At 64.0% G+C, this 17822-nt stretch carries 16 protein-coding genes; 1 reads left to right on the top strand and 15 read right to left on the bottom strand.

Translation table 11 applies throughout. From position 1 onward, the window contains the following. Window positions 1-97: 97 nt before the first annotated feature. Together osmE and FFS13_RS19720 are read right to left on the bottom strand one after the other, a co-directional pair. Window positions 98-460 carry an osmotically-inducible lipoprotein OsmE gene (gene osmE / locus FFS13_RS07870; RefSeq protein ID WP_137818551.1) on the bottom strand — a complete coding sequence of 121 codons (363 nt, stop codon included), beginning with the start codon at window positions 458-460 and terminating at the stop codon, window positions 98-100. A 128-nt stretch (window positions 461-588) separates the two neighbouring features. Beyond that, window positions 589-735, bottom strand: a complete 147-nt coding sequence (locus FFS13_RS19720; RefSeq protein ID WP_171006443.1) for a hypothetical protein — start codon at window positions 733-735, stop codon at window positions 589-591. Window positions 736-932: 197 nt separating this feature from the next. Here FFS13_RS19720 and FFS13_RS07865 point away from each other — a divergent pair, with 197 nt between their 5' ends. Next, on the top strand, window positions 933-1415 hold the full coding sequence (locus FFS13_RS07865) for a GreA/GreB family elongation factor (protein WP_137818550.1): 483 nt from the start codon (window positions 933-935) through the stop codon (window positions 1413-1415). A 23-nt stretch (window positions 1416-1438) separates the two neighbouring features. Here FFS13_RS07865 and FFS13_RS07860 read toward each other — a convergent pair whose 3' ends face one another. The 13 genes from FFS13_RS07860 to FFS13_RS07800 all read right to left on the bottom strand — a co-directional run bounded on the left by FFS13_RS07860 (window position 1439) and on the right by FFS13_RS07800 (window position 17657). Continuing rightward, entirely contained in the window at window positions 1439-2704 is a 1266-nt protein-coding gene (locus FFS13_RS07860) for an Hsp70 family protein (RefSeq protein ID WP_137818549.1), read from the bottom strand. Between the two features lie 154 nt (window positions 2705-2858). After that, window positions 2859-3455 carry a MarC family protein gene (locus FFS13_RS07855; RefSeq protein WP_137818548.1) on the bottom strand — a complete coding sequence of 199 codons (597 nt, stop codon included), beginning with the start codon at window positions 3453-3455 and terminating at the stop codon, window positions 2859-2861. 55 nt (window positions 3456-3510) lie between these two features. Beyond that, window positions 3511-6321 carry a hybrid sensor histidine kinase/response regulator gene (locus tag FFS13_RS07850; protein ID WP_137818547.1) on the bottom strand — a complete coding sequence of 937 codons (2811 nt, stop codon included), beginning with the start codon at window positions 6319-6321 and terminating at the stop codon, window positions 3511-3513. A 113-nt stretch (window positions 6322-6434) separates the two neighbouring features. After that, the gene (purD, locus tag FFS13_RS07845) at window positions 6435-7724 is read right to left on the bottom strand and encodes a phosphoribosylamine--glycine ligase (RefSeq protein WP_137818546.1); all 1290 of its coding nucleotides are present in this window, start codon (window positions 7722-7724) and stop codon (window positions 6435-6437) included. 169 nt (window positions 7725-7893) lie between these two features. Then, entirely contained in the window at window positions 7894-9501 is a 1608-nt protein-coding gene (purH, locus tag FFS13_RS07840; protein ID WP_137818545.1) for a bifunctional phosphoribosylaminoimidazolecarboxamide formyltransferase/IMP cyclohydrolase, read from the bottom strand. A gap of 87 nt (window positions 9502-9588) precedes the next feature. Then, window positions 9589-9909 (bottom strand): DNA-binding transcriptional regulator Fis, encoded by a 321-nt coding sequence (fis, locus tag FFS13_RS07835; RefSeq protein WP_137818544.1) that lies wholly within the window; start codon window positions 9907-9909, stop codon window positions 9589-9591. Next, the gene (gene dusB / locus FFS13_RS07830; protein WP_137818543.1) at window positions 9906-10904 is read right to left on the bottom strand and encodes a tRNA dihydrouridine synthase DusB; all 999 of its coding nucleotides are present in this window, start codon (window positions 10902-10904) and stop codon (window positions 9906-9908) included. Before dusB ends, fis begins: the two co-directional genes overlap by 4 nt. Window positions 10905-11071: 167 nt before the next feature. Further along, window positions 11072-12292, bottom strand: coding sequence for a DUF3426 domain-containing protein (locus FFS13_RS07825; RefSeq protein ID WP_137818542.1), 1221 nt, complete (start codon window positions 12290-12292; stop codon window positions 11072-11074). Between the two features lie 121 nt (window positions 12293-12413). Beyond that, entirely contained in the window at window positions 12414-13292 is an 879-nt protein-coding gene (prmA, locus tag FFS13_RS07820; protein WP_137818541.1) for a 50S ribosomal protein L11 methyltransferase, read from the bottom strand. Window positions 13293-13465: 173 nt separating this feature from the next. Then, window positions 13466-14815, bottom strand: a complete 1350-nt coding sequence (gene accC / locus FFS13_RS07815; protein WP_137818540.1) for an acetyl-CoA carboxylase biotin carboxylase subunit — start codon at window positions 14813-14815, stop codon at window positions 13466-13468. A gap of 17 nt (window positions 14816-14832) precedes the next feature. Continuing rightward, on the bottom strand, window positions 14833-15291 hold the full coding sequence (gene accB / locus FFS13_RS07810) for an acetyl-CoA carboxylase biotin carboxyl carrier protein (RefSeq protein ID WP_137818539.1): 459 nt from the start codon (window positions 15289-15291) through the stop codon (window positions 14833-14835). A gap of 24 nt (window positions 15292-15315) precedes the next feature. Continuing rightward, window positions 15316-15759 carry a type II 3-dehydroquinate dehydratase gene (aroQ, locus tag FFS13_RS07805; protein ID WP_137818538.1) on the bottom strand — a complete coding sequence of 148 codons (444 nt, stop codon included), beginning with the start codon at window positions 15757-15759 and terminating at the stop codon, window positions 15316-15318. A gap of 113 nt (window positions 15760-15872) precedes the next feature. Further along, window positions 15873-17657 carry a protein-disulfide reductase DsbD gene (locus FFS13_RS07800; protein ID WP_137818537.1) on the bottom strand — a complete coding sequence of 595 codons (1785 nt, stop codon included), beginning with the start codon at window positions 17655-17657 and terminating at the stop codon, window positions 15873-15875. Window positions 17658-17822: the final 165 nt, after the last annotated feature.

Genomic DNA, 17822 nt, shown 5'->3' with positions numbered 1-17822 from the left:
TCAACACTATGGCAGTCGCCGCGCAGACGTGCTCGCTGTTTGCGCCGCCAGGCGGAGCTAAGGTCTGCCGGTTGCTGCTTCGAGGGGCCGGGGACGGCTAATAGCCCCCTTCGTGGACGGGGCGCTCCCTTGCGCGCTCGTTGTTCTCCATGTCCTGGCAGGACATATAGCCTTTGTGGTCCACCCGGCCCGCCGAATCGAAGCTCACGTGATAAGGCTGCTGGTGGCCGTCGACGTTGAGGATGTAGTCGTTGCAGGAGCCCGGATTCACCGTGCGCGCCCTTTCCGCCGAGGGTTGGCCGCCAATGCCGAGGACCTCTTGCTTGCTCATGTCCTTCTCGACGTTCTTGACCAGCGGCTCGTCGCGGTAGGTCAGGTAATCGATCGGGTTCTCGTATTTGCTGGCACAACCCGCCAGCGCGGTCAGCACAGATACAGCTGCGAGGGTTTGCTTGTACATGGGATGCTTCCTCGTGGTGAGGGTTGGGAGGCGTACAAGGCTTGGTGCCCGGACACTCGCGGAGCGTTCACGGCAGGGACTCTGGAGAGTGTAGGTCGGCTGGCGCGGAGCTCAACCCAAATTGCGCGCTATTGCGCGTGTTCAGTGGCCTGCTGCAGGCGCTGGTTATTCAACGCGTTGGCCTGCAGGGCCGCCGTTGCGGCAGTCTCCCCGGCCCCGCACGCGGTTAGCGCGAGTAGGGCGAGCAGCGCAGCGGCGGCCTGAAAGGTTTCCATGGATGGCTCCTGCCGGTCGGGTTGGTCTGGGCGATGTTGGCCATGCTTAGCCAGGTGATGGGCTGCGGCAACTGTCGCGTGCGGAGCAGAAAACTCGAAAGCGCTTCATAAACCCCAGCGCTTACCGACACACTGTGCCTGGGGTCGACTAACGGCTGCCGCCTGGGCTTATGTCTCGCTGCCAAATGACCGGAACCATGAATAAACCACGTATCCATCAGCTGATCATCGACAAGCTCGTAGCCGACTTGCAGGTCGCGCAGGGCGCGTTGCAAACCGCCTATGAGGCGGCAACCCATGAGGAGAATATTGCCGAAAACAAATATGACACCCTCGGCCTGGAGGCCGGCTATCTGGCGCACGGCCAAGCGAGGCGGGTGGCCGAAATAGAGCAGGCATTAATGGCCTATCGGCAGTTGCTGCTGCGGGCCTTCGAACCGTCGCGCGGTATTCAACTGACCGCGCTGGTGCTGCTCGAACTGGAAAGTGGCGCGCAACGGATGCTGTTTCTCGGCCCGGATGCCGCCGGTTTGAAGGTCATGGATGCCGGCCGAGAGGTGATGGTCATCACCCCGCGCTCACCCATGGGCCAGGGCCTGCTGGGTAAGGCGCAGGGCGCGCGGGTGGAGATTCGCGTGGCCAAGCAGCGGCAAGAATTCGAGGTGCTGGAAGTCGTCTGATTCCCAGTCACCGCGAGCCAGCGTCAGCCGTAGCGCTTCTTCGCCTCGATGGCCAACCCGCTGCCGATGCTGCCGAAGGTATTGCCCTCGGCATGCCGGGCGTTGGGTAGCAGCATATTGATGCTCTGGCGCAGGGCCGGAATGCCGCTGGAGCCGCCGGTGAAGAACACCGTGTCGATCTGTTCGGCGCTGACATTGGCAGCGCCGAGCAACTGCGTGACGCTACCGCTGATGCGTTCCAGCAGGCTGGCGATGGACTCGTCGAAGCCGGCACGGTCCAGCTCGACCGCCAGGCCTGGCTCGATCCGGTCGAGCAGCACGGTGCGCCGCTCGACCTCGGTCAGCTCGATCTTGGTTTGCTCGATCTGCATCGCCAGCCAATGCCCGGCGCGCTGCTCGATCAACTTGAAGAAGCGGTCAAAGCCGGGGGTGTCCAGCGCGTCGTAACGCATGTTGCGCAACGCGGTCTGCGCCTGCTGCGAGTAGACCGCGTTGATGGTGTGCCAGGTGACCAGGTTGAGATGGTGACTGGTGGGCATGTAGGCCTGATTCTTCATCCGGCTGCCATAGCCGAACAGCGGCATGACCCCGCTCAGGCTCAACTGTTTGTCGAAATCGGTGCCGCCGATATGCACGCCGCCGGTGGCCAGGATGTCTTCGTGGCGCTCGGCGAGCATGTGCCGCTCGGGGGCCAGGCGGATCAACGAGAAGTCCGAGGTGCCGCCGCCGATGTCGACGATCAGCACCAGCTCCTCACGCTCGAGTGTGCTCTCGTAATCGAAGGCAGCGGCGATAGGTTCGTACTGGAAGGAGACGTCCTTGAAACCGAGTTTTTTCGCCACGGCCACCAGGGTGTCTTCGGCTTCCTGGTCGGCTTTTTCGTCATCGTCGACGAAGAACACCGGGCGTCCCAGCACCACTTCTTCGAACGCGCGCTCGGCCACCGCTTCGGCGCGGTTTTTCAGTTCACCGATAAAGAAGCCGAGGATGTCCTTGAACGGCAAGGCACTGCCGAGCACGGCGGTTTCGCTCTTCAGCAGTTTCGAGCCCAGCAGGCTCTTCAGCGAGCGCATCAGGCGGCCTTCGTAGCCTTCCAGATACTCGTGCAGGGCCAGCCGGCCATACACCGGGCGGCGTTCCTCGAAGTTGAAGAACACCACCGAAGGCAGGGTGATCTTGTCGTCTTCCAGCGCGATCAACGACTCCAGGCCCGGGCGTAGCCAGCCGACAGTGGAGTTGGACGTGCCGAAATCGATGCCACAGGCACGAGCGGGAAGCGCGTTATTCATGATGTGTTCCGGTTAAAGACAGCCGCGCAGTTTAGCGCGAGAGGGCAGGGCGATGCTGTAGAAGGTTACGGCTTGGCGATGAAGGGGAGCCGAATCGGCTAACTAAGCGGACGGGGTCGGCGGGCACAACGCACTCGAGGCGCAAGCTGCGCGCCTACGGCACCAGGTAGTTCTTCACCCCGGTGAAGATGATTTGCGCCGCCAGGGCGCAGACGAACAAGCCCATCAGCCGGCTGACAATCTGCAAGCCTTGCTCGCCGAGCAGGCGCTCGAAGCGGTCGGAGAGGTAGAGCACGACGCCGACCGTCAGGCTGGCCAGCACAATCCCCAGCACGGCCACCAGCTTATCGTCCCAATGCGGTTGGCCGGCGCCCATCACCAGCATCGCCCCGATGGTGCCGGGGCCCACTGTCAGCGGGATGGTCAGCGGCACTATGGTGACGTCCTGCTGCAGGTTGTCGCTCTGCACCACGGGGCTGCCCTGCGCCATGCCCAGCGCGGAAATGAACAGCACGCTGCCGGCGCCGATGCGGAAGGCGTCGATGGTGATACCGAACACGGTGAAGATGCTCTGGCCGAACAGGTACAACAACAGGCTGGCGATCACCACGCCGGCGGCGACCTTCCAGGCCAGCTTCTTGCGCTCCTTCACCGTGTAGCCGCGGGTCAGGCTGATAAAGCAGGAGAGGACGAAGAAGGGCCCATAGAGCACCAGCATCTTCAAGTACAGGCTGAACAGCTCGGAGAGCATGGGCGTGGCTCATCGTTGGAGGTGGGACCCGCGCCAAGGCGTGGGCCGCGTAGCGTCAACCGACGCCATTCGCAGAGGGCTCAGGAGGGGCGTCATCGGCTTCGCGCAGGCGGCGCAGCTCGCGTTCGGCGACCCAGTGTTCGATCAGGTCACGCAATTGCGACAGCTCCACCGGTTTGGCCATATGCCCGTCCATGCCGACCAGGCGTGCGCGCTCTTTATGTTCGGCGAGGATATGCGCGGTGAGGGCCACCACCGGGGTGCGGCTGCGCCGCTCTGCGGCTTCCCAGGCGCGTAGTTGCTGGGTGGCGGAAAAACCATCGAGGATCGGCATCTCGCAGTCCATCAGCACCAGATCGTACTGTTGAGCTTTCATCGCAATCAGTGCTTCCTCGCCGTTGCTGGCGGTGTCCGGTTGCAGGTTGAGTTTGCCGAGCATGCCGCGGATCACCTTGGTGGAGATGCTGTTGTCTTCGGCGACCAGAATGCGGAAGTCGCTGGGCACATTCAGCGGCGCACTCACCAGGGGCGGCGCCCAGCGCATGGCTCCACCCTGTTTGCGCTGCGCCAGCTCGTCGGCGAGGGTGGTCTTTAGCGTGTAGCCGGCCACCGGCTTGGCCAGGATGCGTTTGATCCCGGAGTTGCGGGCGATGATTTTGCTCGGCGCGCTGCTGATGCCGGTGAGCATGATCAACAGGATGTCGTGGTTGAGGCTGGGGTCTTCCTTGATCTTCGCCGCCAACTGCATACCGCTCATGCCGGGCATGTCCTGGTCGAGCAGCACCGCATCGAAGTATTCGCGGATGTGCGCCTTGGTCCGTAGCAGGGCCAGGGCCTCTTTGCCGGAAGGCACCGCGCTGACCGTCAGGCCCCAGGCGCTGCACTGCTGCACCAGGACCTTGCGGCAGGTGTCGTTGTCATCGACCACCAGCAAGCGCGCGCCTTGCAGGGTGCCGTCGAGGTCGGCGGTGGGTTGTTCCAGGCGCTCGGCATCCAGCGGCAGGGTGAGCCACAGGGTGTTGCCCTGGTTGCCACCACTCTGGATGCCGAATGCGCCGCTCATCAGGCGCACCAGCTGGCGGGCGATGATCAGGCCGAGACGGCCGCCGAGCTTGGTGGCGGCGAGGAAGTCTTTGCTGTGCAGTTCGGCGTTGAGCAAGGCGTCGCGTTCGCTGCTTTCCAGTGGGCGGCCGCTGTCCTGTACCGCAATTCGCAGACGCGGGGCAGCGGCGCTGGTGTCCAGCGCGACCACCAAGAGAATCTCGCCTTCGTCGGTTTGCTTGAAGGCGTTGTCCAGCAGGCTGAGCAAGGTCTGGCGCAGGCGCGTCGGGTCGCCGCTGATCACCCGGGGTACTTGCGGCTGGATAAAGCCGATCAGCTCGACTCTCTGCTGTTCGGCTTTGGCGCGGAAGATGTCCAGGCAATCATCGATCAGCGCATTCAGGTCGAACTGCACGTCATCCAGTTCGATCTGCCCGGACTCCAGTTTGGAAATGTCGAGGATCTCGTTGATCAGCGTCAGCAGCTCATTGCCGGCGCTGTGAATGGTCTGCACATAGTCGCGTTGCTTGGCCGAGAGCGGAGTGCCGAGGAGCAATTCGGTCATGCCCAGCACGCCGTTCATCGGCGTGCGGATTTCGTGGCTGATCTTGGCGAGGAATTCGGCTTTGGCCTTCAGCTCGGCGGAGCTGGCGGCGAGCTCCCGGCTGACGCTGAAGTCGTCTTGAATGATCCGTCGCTGGCGCTCGCTGAGTGCGATGCTCAGCATGAAGCCGCTGAGGGCGGCCACGCTCAGCAGGCCGAAAGCCAGCCAGTCGGACGGCACCGCCCAGTAGCCGAACAGCGCCGGCAGGGCACCGATAAATGCCAGGCTAAACACCAGCAGGGCCAGGGTGAACAGCCGTGCCGGCGGATAGCCGTGCTGCCAGTGAAAGGCGGCAACGACCAAGATGCTCAGGCTGGTCACGGCGGCAAGCACATACACCAGTTGGCTGAGCTGCAGGTTACTGGCGGTCAGCAGCACTATGCCGGTCAGGCCGATCAGCAGGCCTTCGCCGATCAGTACGCGCCGTAGCGCGGTGCTCGGGCAGACCCTGCGGAAGAAACTGACGGTGAAGGCCAGGCCACAGAGCATCGCCAGCAGCATCGCCAGATTGGCGATCTGTGGTTGGGTGGTCTGCCAGTCGGCCAGCCAAGGGCTGCTGATTCCCAGCAGGCTCAGGCTGGTTACCAGCAAGCAGACTTGGGTGGCCGCTAGCCACAGGCTGCTACGGATGCGGGCGTAGGCAAAACGCACCAGGTTGTAGAGCAGCAACATGCCAAAGGCGCCGAGCAGCAGGCCATAGAGCAATGGGCGGGTGTCGTTGGCGGCCAGCGCGGCGGCCGACTCGAGGCTGATGCTCGGGCGCAGAGCATGGGCCGAGGCCAGGCGCAGGTAGAGATCCAGCGGCTCCTTGGCCACCGGCAGCGGCAGGAGGAAATCACGGCTGGGCAGCGGGCGGCTGGCAAAGGGGAGGCGGCTGCCGGTGCGGGTGCTGGCGACCAGTTCATCGCCCTGCAGCACGTACAGGTCGAGGAAGTCCAGGTACGGGGCGAAGACCCGCAGCAGTTGCTCCCGCTCACTGGCCGGCAGACGGTAGTGCAGCCACAACGCCGTGTGCCCACCGGGGGTGTAGAGCTGCTGGAGATCGATCGGGCTGAACTGCGGGAGATAGCGCGGGGAGCGGATATCGTCCAGTTGCAATGCGGCTTCGCTATCGATCAGTGCGGACCATTGCCCTGGCTCGGCCGCCTGCGCCGGGAATAGATTGAGCGCAGTCAGCAGCAGACTGACGGTGAGTCCTATGGCGATCCTGAGCCCGCGCACGGCGAAGTCCCTTCGAAGGTGAATGGCTCGATTATAGCCAAGCGCCTGCTTGGCGGTAATACGCGGAAGGCAGCCAAATGGCTGCCTTGGCACGCCGTACAACGTATTCCCGGTTAATCCTCGCCGCGCTCGCGGGCGATGGCCCGATAACCGATGTCGTGACGGTAGAAGCAGCCGTCCCAGTCGATCTTCGCCGCCAGCGCATAGGCGTGTTGCTGGGCCGCCGAGACGGTCTCGCCCAGGGCGGTGGCGCAGAGTACGCGGCCGCCAGAGGTGAGCACCTGGCCGTCCTGCAGCGCCGTGCCGGCGTGGAACACCTTGCCCTGGTCGCTGACGGCGGCGTCCAGGCCTTTAATCGGCGCGCCTTTGGCGTAGTCGCCGGGGTAACCACCGGCAGCCAGCACCACGCCCAGGCTGGGGCGCGGGTCCCACTGGGCTTCGATTTTATCCAGGGCTTCGGCCAAGGCGGCTTCGATCAGCAGCACCAGGCTCGATTGCAGGCGCAGCATGATCGGCTGGGTTTCCGGATCGCCAAAGCGGCAGTTGAACTCGATGACTTTCGGTTGGCCGGCCTTGTCTATCATCAGCCCGGCATACAGGAAGCCGGTGTAGACATTGCCTTCGCTGGCCATGCCGCGCACGGTCGGCCAGATCACTTCGTCCATGGCGCGCTGGTGCACCGCGGCGGTGACCACCGGCGCCGGCGAGTAGGCGCCCATGCCGCCGGTATTCGGGCCGCTGTCACCGTCGCCGACGCGTTTGTGATCCTGGCTGGTGGCCATCGGCAGCACGTTGTGGCCATCGACCATGACGATAAAGCTGGCTTCTTCGCCGTCGAGGAACTCTTCGATCACCACGCGCGAGCCGGCGTCACCGAAGGCATTGCCGGCGAGCATGTCGCGCACGGCGTCTTCGGCCTCGCTGAGGCTCATGGCGACTATCACACCTTTGCCGGCGGCCAGGCCGTCGGCCTTGATCACGATCGGTGCGCCTTTCTCGCGCAGGTAGGCCAGCGCCGGCTCGACTTCGGTGAAGTTCTGGTAGTCGGCGGTGGGGATCTTGTGGCGGGCGAGGAAGTCCTTGGTGAAGGCCTTGGAGCCTTCCAGTTGGGCGGCGCCGGCGGTGGGGCCAAAGCACTTGAGGTTGCGGCTGCGGAACAGATCGACCACCCCCGCCACCAGTGGCGCTTCCGGGCCGACTATGGTCAGGCCGACGTTCTGCTCGGCGAAGTCAGCCAGCTGCTCCAGGGCCAGTACGTCGATGGCGACGTTCTCGCACTTGGCTTCGGTGGCGGTGCCGGCGTTGCCCGGGGCGACGAAGACTTTCTCCACGCGCGGATCTTGCGCAACCTTCCAAGCCAGGGCGTGTTCGCGGCCACCGCTGCCGATGATCAGTACGTTCATATCGCTATTCCTTTGTTCGTTGATCGCGCCTGATAGAGGTCGCGATCAAGCGGGTAGATGCAAGGCGGAGGCGGTCTCGATGAGCGGAGTTGCCTTTTGGCAATGAGCATCAGCGGGACCGACTCCAACGCAGCAGATGCCTGCTTCAGCGCGGCCGCCCAGACAAAAATCAGTGACGGAAGTGGCGCATGCCGGTGAACACCATGGCGATACCCGCTTCGTCGGCCGCGGCTATCACTTCGTTATCGCGCATCGAACCACCCGGCTGGATCACCGCGGTGATGCCAACTTTGGCGGCGTTGTCGATGCCGTCGCGGAACGGGAAGAAGGCGTCGGACGCCATCACCGCACCCTGCACCTGCAAACCGGCATGCTCGGCCTTGATCGCGGCGATACGGGCGGAGTTGACCCGGCTCATCTGGCCGGCGCCGACGCCGATGGTCTGGCGATTCTTGGCGTAGACGATGGCGTTGGATTTGACGTATTTGGCGACTTTCCAGGCGAAGATCAGGTCGTGGATTTCCTGCTCGCTCGGCGCGCGCTGGGTCACCAGCTTCAGATCATCGGCGCCGATCATGCCGATATCGCGGCTCTGTACCAGCAGGCCGCCGTTGACCCGCTTGAAGTCCCAGGCGGCAGTGCGCTCGGCGGCCCATTCACCGCATTCGAGCAGGCGCACATTGGCTTTGGCGGCGACCACGGCACGGGCTTCGGCGCTGATTTTCGGCGCGATGATGACTTCGACGAACTGACGCTCGACTATGGCCTTGGCGGTTTCTGCATCCAGCTCGCGGTTGAAGGCGATGATGCCGCCGAAAGCCGACTCGGTATCGGTGGCGTAGGCCAGCTCGTAGGCCTGGCGGATGCCGCCTTCGCTGTCGAGGGCCACGGCCACGCCGCACGGGTTGGCGTGCTTGACGATCACGCAGGCGGGCTTGACGAAGCTCTTCACGCATTCCAGCGCGGCGTCGGTGTCGGCCACGTTGTTGAACGACAGCTCCTTGCCTTGCAGCTGGATCGCGGTGGCGATGCTGGCTTCCACCGGCTTGGCCTCCACGTAGAACGCCGCGCTCTGGTGCGGGTTCTCGCCGTAGCGCATTTCCTGGGCCTTGATGAACTGGCTGTTGAAGGTCCGCGGGAAGGCGCCACGCGCTTCGGTGCCCAGGGTCTCGGCGGCCTGGTTCACGGTGCCGAAGTAGTTGGCGATCATGCCATCGTAGGCGGCGGTGTGTTCGAAGGCCTTGAGCATCAGGTCGAAACGCTGGGCGTAGGTCAGGCCGCCGGCTTTCAGGCTGTCCAGCACGGCGCTGTAGTCGCGGGCGTTGACCACGATGGCGACGTCTTTGTGGTTCTTGGCCGCCGAGCGGACCATGGTCGGGCCGCCGATGTCGATGTTCTCGATGGCGGTGGGCAGGTCGCAACCCGGTTTGGCGACGGTTGCTTCGAAGGGGTAGAGGTTGACCGCGACCAGGTCGATCGGCTTGATGCCGTGCTCGGCCATGATGGCGTCGTCGATGCCGCGGCGACCTAGGATGCCACCATGGATTTTCGGGTGCAGGGTCTTCACCCGGCCGTCCATCATTTCCGCGAAGCCGGTGTAGTCGGCGACTTCCACGGCGGCCACGCCGTTGTCCTTGAGCAGCTTGAAGGTGCCGCCGGTGGAGAGAATTTCGACCCCGAGGGCCGAGAGCTCACGGGCGAATTCGAGAATTCCGGTCTTGTCGGAAACGCTGATCAGGGCGCGGCGGATGGGCAGGCGGGTGGTTTGGTCGGTCATCTCAATTTCCATCTAAAGCAGAGAAATCAGCAAAAAAGGGCGGCCGTTTCGTCAACGGGGGCCGCCCTTCTTCGTTGGAGTGCATGCTTACAGCAAGTCGTATTGCTTGAGCTTCTTGCGCAGCGTGCCGCGGTTCAGTCCGAGCAGTTCGGAGGCCTTGGTCTGGTTACCCTTGACGTAATTCATCACGGTCTCCAGCAGCGGTGCCTCGACTTCGGAGAGCACCAGGTTGTAGACGTCAGAGACATCCTGCCCATCCAGGTGGGCAAAGTAGTTGTGCAGCGCCTTTTCCACATTGCCGCGCAGGGTCTGGCCCTCTGCGCTCGGCGTGTTCAGGTGCTGTTTCAGATTGACGTTATCGGTCACGGGTGCAGTTCCACTCACTAATGTCTCAGTCATCATCGTCATGCAGCGACCCCTTCTCCGTCGTTATGACGCTCGGCGAAAAACTGCCGAACGCTGGCGCATTGCACGTCCGTGTTCTCCAGACGATTGAATTGGGCGCGAAACTCCCTGGCGCCCGGCAGGGTGGCGAGGTACCAGCCGACATGTTTGCGGGCGATACGCACGCCCATCACGTCGCCATAGAAACTGTGCAGTTCGGCCAGATGTTCTAGCAGAATGCGTTCCACCTCGTGCAGCGTTGGCACCGGCAATTTTACCCCGGTGCGCAGGTAGTGCTCGATCTCACGAAAAATCCACGGCCGCCCTTGCGCGGCACGCCCGATCAGCAGGGCATCGGCACCGGTGGCGGCGAGCACTTGCCGGGCTTTCTCTGGCGAGTCGATATCGCCATTGGCAAACACCGGAATCGACACCGCCTGCTTGATCGCGGCGATGGTTTCGTACTCGGCCTCGCCGCTGTACAGATCCGCGCGCGTCCGCCCATGCACGGCCAGCGCCTGAATCCCCGATTGTTCGGCGATCTTCGCCACGGCGATGCCGTTTTTGTTCTCGCGATCCCAGCCGGTGCGGATTTTCAGGGTCACAGGGACATCCACCGCGGCCACCACGGCCTGCAAAATCGCGCTGACCAGCAGCTCATCCTTCAGCAGCGCCGAACCTGCCGCCTTGTTGCAGACCTTCTTGGCCGGGCAGCCCATGTTGATGTCGATGATTTGCGCGCCCAGTGCGACGTTCGCGCGCGCGGCATCGGCCAGCATCTGCGGATAGCCGCCGGCAATCTGCACCGAACGGGGTTCCGGGTCGCCGGCATGAATCAGCCGAAGGCTCGATTTGCGGGTGTTCCACAAGCTCATATCGCTGGTGACCATCTCCGACACCACCAGGCCCGCGCCAAGGCGGCGACAGAGCTGACGGAACGGGCGATCAGTGACTCCCGCCATGGGCGCGAGTATCAACTGATTGGGCAGTGTGTATGGACCGATGCGTACCGCCGACATGGGGCTTCCCTGCTGAAAAGGCGGATCTGGGAGTGCGAAAAAGGGTGGGCATAATACCCGCTCTCGAGGGCTGGATAAAGGTTGTTCTGGATAAATTATGAACAGTTATTGGCCGCTCAGGGTGCCTGTCGATGGCCGTGAAAATGCCAAAAACCAGGGCGCGGCGGTTACTCGGGCGAGTGGAAGCTTAGGCTGTAATTCACGGCCTTGGTGCCCGGGTCGAGAATGTCCAAGGAAATGTGGATCGGCGTTTGCGGTGGCATTTCGGCCTGACCGGCCAGCTCGCCCGCCAGATATTCGCTGGGCTTGAAACGACGACTGGCAAGCAGCTGGCCGTTGAGGTCGGCGAAGCGCATTTCCAGCAAGGGGAAGGGTTGGGCGAAAGGCGCACGGTTGTAGAGGATCGCGTCCACCACCAGGGCGCCGGTGAACTCCGGGTGGCTGCGCACCACCAGGTTGCTGCTCTTGATCAGGCTGATCTCGACCTTGGATGGCAGGCTGCAGCCGAGGTTTGGGCAGAACTGCTCGAACCAGGGGCGGTACTGATCCTGACGCGCCAGTTCGTCGAAATGGTAGGCGATGTATTGGCTGGTCAGGGCGAGCGCGCCGATCAGGTTCAACAGGCCCCAGCCCAGCCAGCGGCCCCAGGGTTTGCGCTGCTCTTGCCAGTCGAGGTGCAGGGGCTCTTCGGTCAGATTGAACAGCCCTTCGTCACGCGACCCAGGCTCGCTGCGGCCGGGGTTCTGCAGGGTGCGGACGGCGGCAAAGCTGTTGTCCGGATCCTCAGGCTCGTCGGTGGCGGACAAGCCGGCCTCCGGTTCGTCGCGCTCGGCGCTGAGCTTGAAGTCGTGCTCCGGTTCCTCATCCGCGGCATCCGCGGCATCCGCGATGCCGCAGGGCTGCGCGGACTCATCGCTCGCCAGGCTGGGCGGCGGCGCTTCGGCTGGCGGCGCGGGGTGGTCCTGCAGGAGTGCCTCGGCCCAGTCTTCGTCGTCCTGCTCGCGCGCTTGTTCCGGCGCCTTGAGGAGGTCCTCGGCCGATTTCGGGCCGGGTTCCAGGGCGAGAAACTCCTGCGAGAGGTGCAGCTCCTGCTGCTCCTGCTTGGCCAGCTCTTCATCGAGGCTGTCGAGGTCGAGGTCGTCATGGATCCACAGCGTGTCGCCGGCGGCTTTGCCCGGCGGCGTGGCGGGCTGACTGGCCATAGCAGTCGGTGGCGGGCTAACGGCCGCTTTGGCGGCCGGTTGTGCGCCAACGAGCTGGACCGCGGCATTGAATACATGCAAACAGGCACCGCACCGCACCGCGCCATGGGCTGCGCCCAACTGCGCGCGACTCACGCGAAAGCTGGTGCGGCAATGGGGGCACTGGGTGACGAAGCTGGCGGTCATGCGGCGATCCGGCGTTGTACGCGAGTCAATCGGGGCGGTTAGTCTAACTCAAGGCTACTGCGGATGGCGCCTCGGAGCCTGTTGATGATCTGCTGCGCTCGCGACGATCTTGAACAGGCTCTCAGCGGCGGCGCCCGGTGATGCGTACCCAGCCGTCTTTTTCTGCCGTGGGATCCAGTTCGAAGGCATCGCGGTAGGCCGCCCGCACTTCTTCCGCCTGTTCGGCGAGGATGCCCGAGAGTGCCAGGCGCCCATGGGTCTGCACCAGTGAGGTGATTTGCGCGGCCAATTGCACCAGCGGGCCGGCCAGAATGTTGGCGACCACCACTTCGGCCGGTTGTGGCGGCAGCTCGGCCGGCAGGTAAAGCGGGAACGATGCCGGATCGATGCCGTTGCGCCCGGCGTTGTCGCGCGACGCTTCCAGCGCTTGCGGGTCGATATCGGTGCCGACCGCCTGCTTGGCGCCCAAGAGCAGGGCGGCGATGGCGAGGATGCCGGAGCCACAGCCGAAGTCCAGCACGTTGCACCCTTGCAGGTCCTGGCCGTCCAGCCACTCCAGGCACAGCGCGGTGGTCGGGTGGGTGCCGGTGCCGAAGGCCAGGCCTGGATCGAGCAGCAGGTTGACGGCGTCCGGCTCCGGCGCGGCATGCCAGCTCGGCACTATCCACAGGCGGCGGCCGAAGCGCATAGGCTGGAAGTTGTCCATCCAGCTGCGTTCCCAGTCCTGGTCTTCGATGCGTTCGAACTGGTGCAGCGGCAACGGCGTGCCGGTCAGCAGTTCGAGGTGCGCGAGCAGGTTGGTTTCATCGGTGTCGGCTTCGAACAGGGCGAGCAGGTGCGTGTGCGACCAGAGCGGCGTGGTGCCGAGGTCCGGTTCGTAGATCGGCTGGTCTTCGGCGTCCATGAAGGTCACCGACACGGCGCCGACGCCGAGCAGGGCGTCTTCGTAGGTTTCCGCCTGTTCCGGGCTGATGGCGAGACGGACTTGTAACCAGGGCATGGGCAAACCTCTTGAACGATGACGTGGCTAGCCGATGGCGTGGGCTGGCGCAATTGGCGGGCAAGCTTACTTGAGGGGCGAACGGGCTTCCACTGCTATGGGGCAAGCTTGCGACGGGCTGAAATGACAAGGGCCGCCCGTGGGCAGCCCTTATCATTTCAGCGACAGGTTACTCAGTGCTTATCCATACCTAGTTTCTTTTCCAGGTAATGGATATTGACTCCACCTTTGCAGAAGCCTTTGTCACGAACCAGGTCGCGGTGCAGCGGGATGTTGGTCTTGATCCCGTCGACGACGATCTCGTCCAGCGCATTGCGCATGCGCGCCAGGGCTTCGTCACGGGTGGCGCCGTAGGTGATCAGCTTGCCGATCAACGAGTCGTAGTTCGGCGGCACGGTGTAACCGCTGTACAGGTGCGAGTCGACGCGCACGCCATTACCGCCCGGCGCATGGAAGTGCTTGACCTTGCCGGGGCTCGGCATAAAGGACGAAGGGTCTTCCGCGTTGATCCGGCATTCCAGCGCGTGGCCACGGATCACGACGTCTTCCTGCTTGATCGACAGCTTGTTGCCGGCGGCGATGCTGAGCATTTCCTTGACGATGTCGATGCCGGTGACCATCTCCGACACCGGATGCTCCACCTGCACGCGGGTGTTCATCTCGATGAAGTAGAAATGGCCGTTCTCGTAGAGAAACTCGAAGGTGCCGGCGCCGCGGTAGCCGATCTCGATGCAGGCACGCACGCAACGATCCAGCACTTCGGCACGGGCCTTCTCGTCGATGCCCGGGGCTGGCGCTTCTTCCAGAACCTTCTGATGGCGGCGCTGCAGCGAGCAGTCGCGGTCACCGAGGTGGATGGCGTTGCCCTGGCCGTCAGACAGCACCTGCACTTCCACGTGGCGTGGGTTGGTGAGGAACTTTTCCAGATAGACCATCGGGTTGCCGAAGGCTGCGCCGGCTTCGGTGCGAGTCAGCTTGGCCGACTTGATCAGCTCTTCCTCGTCATGCACCACGCGCATGCCGCGGCCACCGCCGCCGCCAGCGGCCTTGATGATCACCGGGTAACCGACTTCGCGGCCGATCGCCAGGGCGGTTTCTTCGTCTTCCGGCAGCGGGCCATCGGAGCCCGGGACGGTCGGCACGCCGGCTTTCTTCATGGCGTGCTTGGCCGAGACCTTGTCGCCCATCAGGCGAATGGTGTCGGCTTTCGGGCCGATGAAGGCGAAGCCGGATTTCTCGACCTGTTCGGCGAAGTCGGCGTTTTCCGCGAGGAAGCCATAGCCCGGGTGGATCGCCGTGGCGCCGGTGACTTCCGCCGCCGCGATGATGGCCGGGATATGCAGGTAGGACTGGGCGGCAGAGGCCGGGCCAATGCACACCGTTTCGTCGGCCAGGCCCAGGTGCATCAACTCGCGGTCGGCCGTGGAGTACACCGCCACGGTCTTGATGCCCAGCTCCTTGCAGGCGCGCAGGATGCGCAGGGCAATTTCGCCGCGGTTGGCGATCAGAACTTTTTCCAACATCGCAGGCTCTCCGCGGTTCAAACGATGGTGAACAGCGGCTGGTCGTATTCCACCGGCTGGCCGTTCTCCACCAAGATGGATTCGATAACGCCGCTGGTTTCCGCTTCGATGTGGTTCATCATCTTCATCGCTTCGACGATGCAGAGGATGTCGCCTTTCTTCACGCTCTGACCGATCTCGACGAAGGCCGGCGAGGTCGGTGCTGGGGTGCGGTAGAAGGTGCCGACCATCGGCGAGCGCACCACGTTGCCATTCAGCTTGGCGGCGGCCGGAGCGGCGGCTTCGGCGGCTGGCGCGGGGGCGGCCGCGGCGACTGGCACCGGTGCCGGGGCGGCGTACATTTGCGGCGCGGCAAATTGCGGTTGCTTGCCGTGGCGGCTGATCCGTACGGACTCTTCGCCCTCGCGGATCTCCAGTTCGTCGATACCGGACTCTTCCAGCAGCTCGATCAGTTTCTTAACTTTACGAATATCCATAAGCAGCAACTCCCAAAGGTAAGGTCAGGGGCGTTCAAGTTGTTCCAGGGCAGCCTCCAGGGCCAGCCGATAACCGCTGGCGCCAAGGCCGCAGATCACTCCCACGGCAACGTCGGAAAAGTAGGAGTGATGGCGGAAAGCTTCGCGTTTGTGCACGTTGGACAGGTGCACTTCGATGAATGGGATGCTCACCGCCAGCAGCGCGTCACGTAATGCGACGCTGGTATGTGTAAATGCCGCCGGATTGATCAGGATGAAGTCCACCCCTTCGCCCGGTGCGGCGTGGATGCGCTCGATCAGTTCGTATTCGGCATTGCTCTGCAGATAGAGCAGGTGGTGGCCGGCCTCACGGGCGCGGCGCTCCAGATCGAGGTTGATCTGTTCGAGGGTGACGGCGCCATAGACGCCGGGTTCGCGAGTGCCCAGCAAGTTCAGATTGGGGCCGTGCAACACCAGTAAGGTGGCCATGTGCTTGTCTTCCTTATTGTCACGCTGCGCAGGACTATGCCGCAGAGCGGTAAAGACTGTCTAGTTGTCGGCAATAGCCCACACGATGCCCGCTGTTTGCGGCAAATGTATGACTAGCGTGCGGCGGCTTGGTTGAGTCGTTCGACAAAGTTGCCCGCATCGATCTCACCTACGACACGCAAATCCGCCCACTCGTCACCCAGGGGCGAGAAAAACAGCAGCGCCGGTGGGCCGAACAGCTGGTAGCGATCGAGCAGGGCGCGTTGTTCGGGGGTGCTGGCGGTCATGTCGAAGCGAATCAGCCGGTAGCCGGCCAGTTGCTGGACGACTTCCGGGGCGCTCAGCACTTCGCGTTCGATCACCTTGCAACTGATGCACCAGTCGGCATACCAGTCGAGCAGCAGCGGTTGCTTGGCGGCTTTGGCGGCGGCGAGGGCGGTGTCCAGTTCGCTTGCGGTTTTCAGGGTTTGCCAGCTGCCACTGACTGCCGTGCTGGTTGCGCTGCCGGCCAACGATGGGCGGCCGAGCGGGCGCAACGGGTCGGATTCACCGCGCAGCGCGCCGACCCAGGCGCTCAGGGCGTAAGCCAGCAGAGCCAGGCCGGCCAATTGCGCCAAGCGCTGGCGGGGTGACTTATAGTTGAACTCCAAGGCGCCGAGGAACAAGGCGACGCCGCCGGCCAGCAGGCCCCAGAGTGCCAGCGACCAAGTGCCGGGCAGCACGCGTTCGAGCAACCAGACCGCCACCGCTAGCAGCAACACGCCGAAGGCATTGCGCACTATGACCATCCAGGAGCCGCTCTTCGGCAGCAGGGCGCCGCCACCGGCAGCGAAGAGCACCAGCGGTGCACCCATGCCGAGGCCGAGGGCGAACAGCTTGAGGCCGCCGCCGAGGGCATCGCCGCTGGCGCTGATATACAGCAGCGCACCGGCCAATGGCGCGGAAACACAGGGCGAAACCAGCAGGCTGGAAACCACCCCGAGCAGCGCCGCGCCCCACAGCGAACCGCCGCGGGCGTTGCCCGCCAGGCGGTCCAAGGGTTCGCTGAGCACGCGCGGCAGGCGCAGCTCGAAGACCCCGAACATGGCCAGGGCGAACAGGCCGAAGAACAGCGCGAAGGGCACCAGTACCCAGGCCGATTGCAGGCGCGCCTGCAGATTCAGTTCGGCGCCGAATATGCCCATCAGCGCGCCGAGCAGGGCGAAGCAGGCGGCCATCGACAGCACATAGGCGAGCGACAGGCTCAAGCCGCGCAGGCCGCCGACCTGCCCGCGCAGCACCACCCCGGACAGGATCGGCAGCATCGGCAGCACGCAGGGGGTGAAGGTCAGGCCGAGGCCGGCGAGAAAGAACAGCGCCAGTTCGTGCCAATTCCAGCCGGCCGGCGGCACAGGGGGCGTGGCGGCACCGATAGCGACGGGGGCGCTGGCCGGGCTGTTATCCCCGATTTCCAGGCGTTCGGTTTCCGGTGGGTAGCACAGGCCCTTATCGGCGCAGCCCTGATAGGTCACCTGCAGGCTAAAGGGCCGTTGGTCCGGGTTTTTCAGCGGCAGCTCGACATCGAGTACCCCGTAATACACCTCGACCTCGCCAAAGTAGGCGTCGGTCTTCTGCTGGCCGGCGGGCAACTGAGCCGCGCCGTTGGCGATATCCGCGGGTTCGATCCGGAACTGGAAGCGGTGGCGGTAGAGGTAATAGCCCTCGGCGGCGACGAAGCGCAGCTTGATCGACTGCGCGCTGCTGTCCACCAGGCTCAGGCGGAAGGCTTCGCGCACCGGCAGGAAGTCCGCGCTGTTGTTCAGCGGCGCACCGAGCACCGGGCTTGGGCGGTTGTCGAACAGGCCCGCGCTGGCAGGCAGGGCGAGCAACAGCAGGATTAGGCTGAGCAGGCGGCGCATGGAGGTCTCGCAAGTCGAAGATGGCGCAATGATAACGGAAAGCCGCCCGCTGCGACCGGGACACTGCCGGGAGGGTCGGGACGCTGGAGCGAGCGTTGCTGAGAGTGGCATCAGCGCGGGCGGGTTCCGGCTGCCGGGTGTGACCTGGGGGCGCAGTCTAAGAAC

This window comes from Pseudomonas sp. 2FG, from assembly GCF_005502935.1.
In the GTDB taxonomy this organism is placed as follows: domain Bacteria; phylum Pseudomonadota; class Gammaproteobacteria; order Pseudomonadales; family Pseudomonadaceae; genus Aquipseudomonas.
The sequence above is the reverse complement of the archived record's forward strand: the minus strand, read 5'-3'. Positions and strand labels throughout refer to the sequence as shown.